Origin of the sequence: Pseudomonas sp. (assembly GCF_048269965.1) — a bacterium.
In the GTDB taxonomy this organism is placed as follows: domain Bacteria; phylum Pseudomonadota; class Gammaproteobacteria; order Pseudomonadales; family Pseudomonadaceae; genus Aquipseudomonas.
On sequence record NZ_JBLWTV010000048.1, the window covers coordinates 1 to 6,490 of the forward strand.

General features: G+C 64.8%; 8 protein-coding genes. 2 read left to right on the forward strand and 6 right to left on the reverse strand.

Annotated elements, in window-relative coordinates; translation table 11 throughout:
• Positions 1-33: 33 nt before the first annotated feature.
• The 5 genes from xerC to lptM all read right to left on the reverse strand — a co-directional run bounded on the left by xerC (position 34) and on the right by lptM (position 3,933).
• Positions 34-933, reverse strand: a complete 900-nt coding sequence (gene xerC, locus ACN0X6_RS24755; RefSeq protein ID WP_014821765.1) for a tyrosine recombinase XerC — start codon at positions 931-933, stop codon at positions 34-36.
• A gap of 66 nt (positions 934-999) precedes the next feature.
• Positions 1,000-1,695, reverse strand: a complete 696-nt coding sequence (locus ACN0X6_RS24760) for a DUF484 family protein (protein ID WP_014821764.1) — start codon at positions 1,693-1,695, stop codon at positions 1,000-1,002.
• Entirely contained in the window at positions 1,692-2,522 is an 831-nt protein-coding gene (dapF, locus tag ACN0X6_RS24765) for a diaminopimelate epimerase (protein ID WP_041015177.1), read from the reverse strand. The genes ACN0X6_RS24760 and dapF overlap by 4 nt, the downstream gene beginning before the upstream one ends.
• 10 nt (positions 2,523-2,532) lie before the next feature.
• Complete coding sequence (gene lysA / locus ACN0X6_RS24770; RefSeq protein WP_041015176.1) at positions 2,533-3,780, reverse strand: diaminopimelate decarboxylase; 1,248 nt, start codon at positions 3,778-3,780, stop codon at positions 2,533-2,535.
• Positions 3,781-3,792: 12 nt separating this feature from the next.
• Complete coding sequence (gene lptM, locus ACN0X6_RS24775) at positions 3,793-3,933, reverse strand: LPS translocon maturation chaperone LptM (RefSeq protein WP_014821761.1); 141 nt, start codon at positions 3,931-3,933, stop codon at positions 3,793-3,795.
• A gap of 189 nt (positions 3,934-4,122) precedes the next feature.
• Between lptM and cyaY the strand changes: the two genes are divergently transcribed.
• Together cyaY and rnk are read left to right on the forward strand one after the other, a co-directional pair.
• Positions 4,123-4,455 carry an iron donor protein CyaY gene (gene cyaY, locus ACN0X6_RS24780; protein WP_003301128.1) on the forward strand — a complete coding sequence of 111 codons (333 nt, stop codon included), beginning with the start codon at positions 4,123-4,125 and terminating at the stop codon, positions 4,453-4,455.
• A gap of 160 nt (positions 4,456-4,615) precedes the next feature.
• Complete coding sequence (gene rnk / locus ACN0X6_RS24785; protein ID WP_014821760.1) at positions 4,616-5,020, forward strand: nucleoside diphosphate kinase regulator; 405 nt, start codon at positions 4,616-4,618, stop codon at positions 5,018-5,020.
• Between the two features lie 175 nt (positions 5,021-5,195).
• On the opposite strand, the gene ACN0X6_RS24790 is transcribed toward rnk, so the two are convergent.
• Positions 5,196-6,490: class I adenylate cyclase (locus ACN0X6_RS24790; protein WP_417707996.1), on the reverse strand; the 1,295-nt coding region annotated here is incomplete at its 5' end.

The following is a 6,490-nucleotide window of genomic DNA, read 5'->3' on the forward strand; positions in this document are numbered from 1 at the left end:
TATCGTCCAAGTCGAAGGTGATCAGGCGAATGCTCATGTGTCGGTGTCCTGCTTGCGCTTGGCGCGCGGATGCGCCTGATCGTAGACCTTGGCCAGGTGCTGAAAGTCCAGATGGGTGTAGATCTGCGTGGTGCCGATGTCGGCATGGCCGAGCAGCTCCTGCACCGAGCGCAGGTCCTGCGACGACTCCAGCAGATGGCTGGCGAAGCTGTGGCGCAACATGTGTGGATGCAGGTGCTGGCCAAGCTCGCGCACTCCGGCCTGGCGCACTCGCACTTGCACGGCCCGCGCGCCGAGACGGCGACCCTGCTGGCCGATGAATACCGCGCCATCGGCCGGGTTGGCGAGCGCACGTACAGGCAACCAGGCTTGCAAGGCCTCGCGCGCCTTGCGCCCTACCGGCAGCTCGCGCACCTTGTTGCCCTTGCCGAGCACTCGCACCATGCCTGCCGGCAGGTCGAGCTGGTCGAGGTTCAGGCTGACCAGTTCCGAAAGCCGCAGGCCGGATGAATAGAACAGCTCGAGCATCGCCTGATCGCGCAGGCCGATGAAATCGTCCTCGACGCCACCGTCGAGCAGCTGCATGGCGCGATCGGTATCCAGCAGCTTCGGAAGACGTCGTTCACCTTTCGGCGCGGACAGGCCGGTAGCCGGATCGTGCTGGCAGAGGCCTTCCTGATTCAGGTAGCGGTAGAGGCCGCGCACCGATGAGAGCAGGCGCGCCACGCTGCGGCTGGACTGGCCCTGGCGATGCAGCTCGCCGACCAGCTGGCGCAGGTGTCGGCCTTGCAGTGCATTCCACTCGGCGATGTTTTCGCGCTCGCAGTAAGTCAGCAGCTTGTTCAGGTCGCGGCGGTAGCCGTCCAGCGAGTGGCCCGACAGCTGCCGGGCGCTGCGCAGGTGTTCGAAGTAGGCGTCGAGTTCGTTCTGCATGAACAGGCTCCAGCCTCAGGCCGCGAGCAGGCGCGTGTGGTGCGTGGCGTTGGTCGGCAATTGCGCTCAGCGTACCGAGCGCAGCGGCGTACCAAAGCGCGGCAGCACGCGGGTCAGCACTTCGGCGATATAACCGAGGAACAGCGTGCCCAGCGAGCTCTTGTAGTGCTGTGGATCCGGGCTGCCGATCGCCAGTACGCCCAGCTGATTGTTCAGGCTGACTACCGCCGCGGAGCCCACGCTGCTGCTGTCTTCGGCGCCGAACAGAAAGCTCAGCTCGTGCGGGCGGAGCACGCCGCAGATGGTCTTGCCGCCGTCGAGCAGACCGCCGATGCTCTGCTGTGCCTCGCCGGTGCTGACGCAGCGGCCCACCGGCAGTGTCGCGTCGCTGAACAGGATCAGGCTGACGTAGGGCACCTGGAACTCGTGGCGCAGGCTGTCTTCCACCGCGCTGACCACTTCTTCCAGGCTGCTGGCGTCGAGCAGGTCGAGCACCAGGCGGCGGGTCTTGTCGAACAGACGGTCGTTGTCGCGCGCCACGTCCATCAGTTGCGACAGGCGATGGCGCATCTCGATGTTGCGCTCACGCAGCAGCTTGACCTGACGCTCCACCAGCGACACCGCGGTGCCCGGCTGATGGGGAATGCGCAGCTCAGGGATCAGCTCGTCGTGGTCGACGAAGAATTCCGGGTGGGCGCGCAGGTAGGCGGCGACTGCTTCGGCGTCGGGTAGCGGGGTGCTGCCCTGAGTCTGGTCGGTCATAGGCGAACCTGTCCTTCAAATACACGAACGGCGGGGCCGGTCATCATAACCGGCTGCCCGGGACCTGCCCATTCGATGGACAGGCGGCCACCCGGCAGCTCGATCTGCACCGGCGAATCCATCCAGCCCTGGCGTATTGCCGCGACCGCAGCCGCGCAGGCGCCGGTACCGCAGGCCTGGGTTTCCCCGGCGCCGCGTTCCCACACGCGCAGCCGCGCATGGCGGCGATCGACGACCTGCAGGAAGCCGACATTGACCCGCTGCGGAAAGCGCGGGTGATGTTCGATCTTCGGTCCGAGTTCATGCACAGGTGCCTGCTCGACGCTGTCGACGCGCAGCACCGCATGGGGGTTGCCCATGGACACGGCGGCCAACTCGACGCGCTGGCCATCGACTTCGAGCGGATAGCTCAGGGCTTCCTGGTCGGCCTGGAACGGAATCTCGGACGGCACCAGTCGCGGCGGACCCATGTCGACGCGGATCTGCCCATCGGGACGGATATCCAGCTCGATGATGCCGCCCTTGGTTTCGACCTTGATCTTGCGTTTCACGGTCAGGCGCTTGTCGACCACAAAGCGGGCGAAGCAGCGCGCGCCGTTGCCGCACTGCTCCACTTCCGAACCGTCGGAATTGAAGATGCGGTAGCGGAAATCCACGTCCGGGTTCTGCGGCGGCTCGACGATCAGCAGCTGATCAAAACCGACTCCGGTGTGGCGATCGCCCCACTGCTTGGCGTGCTTGGGCTGGATGTGCGCGTGCTGGCTGACCAGGTCGATGACCATGAAGTCGTTGCCCAGACCGTGCATCTTGGTAAAGCGCAGAAGCATGATCTTGGCCTCAAGTGGGCAGCAGGCTTTCGCCGGCGTATAGCTCCTGAACGCTCTCGCGACGGCGCACTTCGAAGGCCTGGTCACCGTCCACCAGCACCTCGGCGGCGCGGCCGCGGGTGTTGTAGTTGGAGCTCATGACGAAGCCGTAGGCACCGGCCGAACACACCGCCAGCAGGTCGCCCTCGACCAGCGCCAGCTCACGATCCTTGGCGAGGAAGTCGCCGGTTTCGCAGATCGGTCCGACGATGTCGTAGCGACGCGTATCGCCTTCGTGCGGCTGCACCGCGATGACGTTCATCCACGCCTGGTACAGCGCCGGACGGATCAGGTCGTTCATCGCCGCATCGACGATGGCGAAATCCTTGTGCGCGGTGTGCTTGAGGTATTCCACGCGGGTCAGCAGCACGCCGGCGTTGGCGACGATGGAGCGGCCTGGCTCGAAAACCAGCGCCAGCCCGCGGCCTTCGATGCGCTGGCGCACGGCCTGGATGTAGTCGCCGGCCAGCGGTGGCTGCTCGTCGCGGTAACGCACGCCGAGGCCGCCACCGAGGTCAAGGTGACGAATCTGGATGCCGCGTGCAGCGAGGCGCTCGGTCAGGGCGAGCAGGCGGTCGAGCGCATCGAGGAAAGGCGGCAGGCTGGTCAGCTGCGAACCGATATGGCAGTCGACACCGACCACTTCCAGGTTCGGCAGCTCGGCGGCACGGGCGTAGACCGCCTCGGCATTGTCGATATCGATGCCGAACTTGTTCTCTTTGAGACCTGTGGAAATGTACGGGTGGGTGCCGGCATCGACGTCCGGATTGACCCGTAGCGACACCGGCGCTTTTTTGCCGAGCTCGGCGGCGACCTGCTGCAGGCGCTCCAGCTCATCGGTGGATTCCACGTTGAAGCAGTGCACGCCGACTTCCAGCGCCCGGCGCATGTCGTCACGGGTCTTGCCGACGCCAGAGAAGACGATACGGTCCGGCTGTCCGCCGGCGGCCAGCACGCGCTCCAGCTCACCGCGCGAGACGATGTCGAAGCCGGCGCCGAGACGTGCCAGGACGTTCAGCACGCCCAGGTTCGAATTGGCTTTGACGGCGAAGCAGACCAGATGCGGCATGCCATCCAGCGCATCGGCATAGGCCCGGTACTGGGCTTCGATGTGCGCGCGGGAATAGACGTAGGTCGGGGTGCCGAAGCGTTGCGCAAGTGCGGGCAGTGCCACGCCTTCCGCGAAGAGTTGACCGTCGCGGTACGAGAAGGCCTCCATGAACAGCCTCCTTTAGAGTTCGAAACGGTCTTTGGAACGTTCTTTGACGGTTTTCTCGTCATCCGGCAGGTACAGCGGACCTTTCTGGCCACAACCGCTGAGCGCGGCGGCGAAGACGGCGAGTGCGATGAAGGGAAGCAGAAGGCGCTTCATGGGGACTGGAATCCTTGAAAAATCTAATCGCCGGAGTATACCCAGCACCCGGCGGATTGCCTATGCGAGCAGCACGTCACACGGCGGCCGTGCTGGCGGGCGGCTCGCTTGATCCGGCTGCGCCCTGCTAAGCTCGCCGCCATCGCATGCGGCCCGCGTCGCGTGCAGAACAATTCGAGGAAGTGTTGCATGAGCCTGAGCGAAGCCCGTTATCACGATCTGGTCGATGCTGTGCAGGAGAGCGTCGAGGACGTATTCGATGACACCAGTCTGGACGTCGACCTGGAGAACTCCGGTGGTGTGCTGACCGTGCGCTTCGATAACGGCAGTCAGCTGATCCTCAGCCGCCAGCCCGCGTTGCGCCAGCTGTGGGTCGCGGCGCGCTCCGGCGGCTTTCATTTCGACTACGACGAAGGCAGCCAGCTGTGGCTGTGCGATGCAAGCGGCGAGCGCCTCGGAGAGCTGCTCTCGCGGGTGACGCTGGAGCAGGGCGGCGAAGCGCTGGAATTCGAGGATATCTGACGCAATCTGCGTGCAGCCCCCGCGAGCCGGGCGCTGCCGGTGGGGGCCTTGCTTATTCGGGCTGCTGTGATAGTGTCTTCGCAGGTCAACAAAACCCCGCCTTCGGGCGGGGTTTTGCTTTTTTCGTGTTTTATTTTTTCGCAGGAGCTTGCCAGAACCCATGACCAGTGCACCGCCGATCATCCTTACCCAACTCGATCTGCAGCGCCTTGAGCGGCTGCTCGACAGTCTGGACGACTACGGTCCGGCCGCCGAAGCGCTCGAGCAGGAACTGTCGCGGGCGCAGATCGTGGAACGCAGCGAGATGCCTGCTGGCGTCGTGACCATGAATTCGCGCGTGCACTGCCGCGACGAAGGCACGGGCAAGGACTACCACCTGACGCTGGTCTATCCCCACGACGCCGGCAAGGAAGGCACCGTGTCCGTCCTCGCACCGGTCGGTACGGCGCTGCTGGGCATGAGTGTCGGCCAGCACATCGACTGGCCGACTCCATCCGGCAAGATGATCAAGCTCACTCTGCTCGCGATCGAATACCAGCCCGAAGCGGCAGGCGATCCGTTCTGACGGGCGACGCTTGCGAGATGATCAGCCTGGCCGCCGCTGCGATCGGGCTGGTAGCAGCTTTCGGCAGCTCTGCCTTTGTTGGTGCGAAAAGCGTTGAATAGCCACTGCGCAATGCAGCTGGTTCGCCAGGCCGGAACCTCGTCGAGACGCTGACTGAAGCCCCGTCAGCGCCCTCTTATGACTCCATTGCCGCATTCAGCGCCGCCTCCAGGCGCGCCTTGTAGCGCAGGTACTGCACAGTCTGGCTGCGTCCGCTGCCGTGCAGGCCAGTGAGGTCGAGGTCGGTGATGTAGCAGGGGTAGCGTTCACCGTCGCGGCGCCGGGAAATGATCGTGCGTGTCACGGCGGCGAACAGCTCGGCACCATATTCCAGGCCGGAAAACTCCTGATGGTTACAGTACAGGGTGACCTGCGAGCGACCGTTTTCGCCCGCTTCGACAATCGCCTGCACGTCGTAGAACGGATCGTTGACCTCGCCCTGGGGCGCCGGTCTTCGTTCCAGTTGTGCCGGTCGGGCGCCTTGTCCGGGTTGAATGCGGTAGAAGAGGATCGCCGGGTCGACCAGCTCCTGGCTTTGTCCGGGCTGCTGCGCGTTACGTCGATACAGCATTGACTCGAGAAAGCGCATCAGCGGGCGCAGCAGGGTGCGCTCGTCGCGATAGGGCAGCTGCTGGCGCCAGAGGGCATTGCATTCATCGAGCACGCTGAGTTCGGCGATTTCCCCGGCCGTGCGGTAGAACACCTGCAGGCATCCCGGGCGGCCTTGCGCAAGAATCAGCGCCAGATCGTCACCTTCCAATGCGCAGCGATCGAGCCGGAGCGGGCTGTAGGCGTGGTGAGCCTCGCCAAGGTGTTCGAGCAGTGCGGCGCGATCGCTCAGGTGGGTGAGACGCAGCGCGTTCGCCTCGCGCTGCAGCATGTGGAAATGCTGGCGAACCTGAAGCAGGTAGCGTCCATGAGCGACGCTGGCAAGGCTCTGGCGGGCATCCTCGAATATCTGCTCGACCCGCCGCGCGATGGCCTGTCCGCGATTGCGGGCGAAGCAGAAGACCTGCAGTTGCGGTGCCTGCACGACCCGCTCGAGGCTATCCAGATAATCGCGCAGGCACAGCGGCAGCGCCTTCGGCCCTTCGTAGCGGGTCACCAGCATCTCGTTCCAGCTGTTGAGCGTGACCTGATCCACGCTCAGCACCAGGCTTTCCGGCGCCGCGTTCAGCATCGACTGCTCGCCGATGGCAGATGCTGTCGGGGCTTGCTGGGTGGGGTCCAGGCCGATGTTGATCAGCAGCAGCACCCGGCTGGGTTTGCTCGCGGCCAGTACCGCTTCTTCGTCCACCGGGCATAGCGGCATCGGCAGCGCACGGCGCAGGTCGCTGAACAGGGCGAACAGTTCCGCTTCGCTCAGGCCGCTGTCGCCAGGGAACAGGGACAGGTGGGTGCTGACATCCACCACACCGTTGCGGTGACACC

Coding starts and splice junctions, on each gene's coding strand:
- rnk (WP_014821760.1), top strand. CDS start 4,616: ATGACCAGTGCACCGCCGATCATCCTTACCCAACTCGATCTGCAGCGC.
- ACN0X6_RS24760 (WP_014821764.1), bottom strand. CDS start 1,695: ATGACCGACCAGACTCAGGGCAGCACCCCGCTACCCGACGCCGAAGCA.
- lptM (WP_014821761.1), bottom strand. CDS start 3,933: ATGAAGCGCCTTCTGCTTCCCTTCATCGCACTCGCCGTCTTCGCCGCC.
- cyaY (WP_003301128.1), top strand. CDS start 4,123: ATGAGCCTGAGCGAAGCCCGTTATCACGATCTGGTCGATGCTGTGCAG.
- lysA (WP_041015176.1), bottom strand. CDS start 3,780: ATGGAGGCCTTCTCGTACCGCGACGGTCAACTCTTCGCGGAAGGCGTG.
- xerC (WP_014821765.1), bottom strand. CDS start 933: ATGCAGAACGAACTCGACGCCTACTTCGAACACCTGCGCAGCGCCCGG.
- dapF (WP_041015177.1), bottom strand. CDS start 2,522: ATGCTTCTGCGCTTTACCAAGATGCACGGTCTGGGCAACGACTTCATG.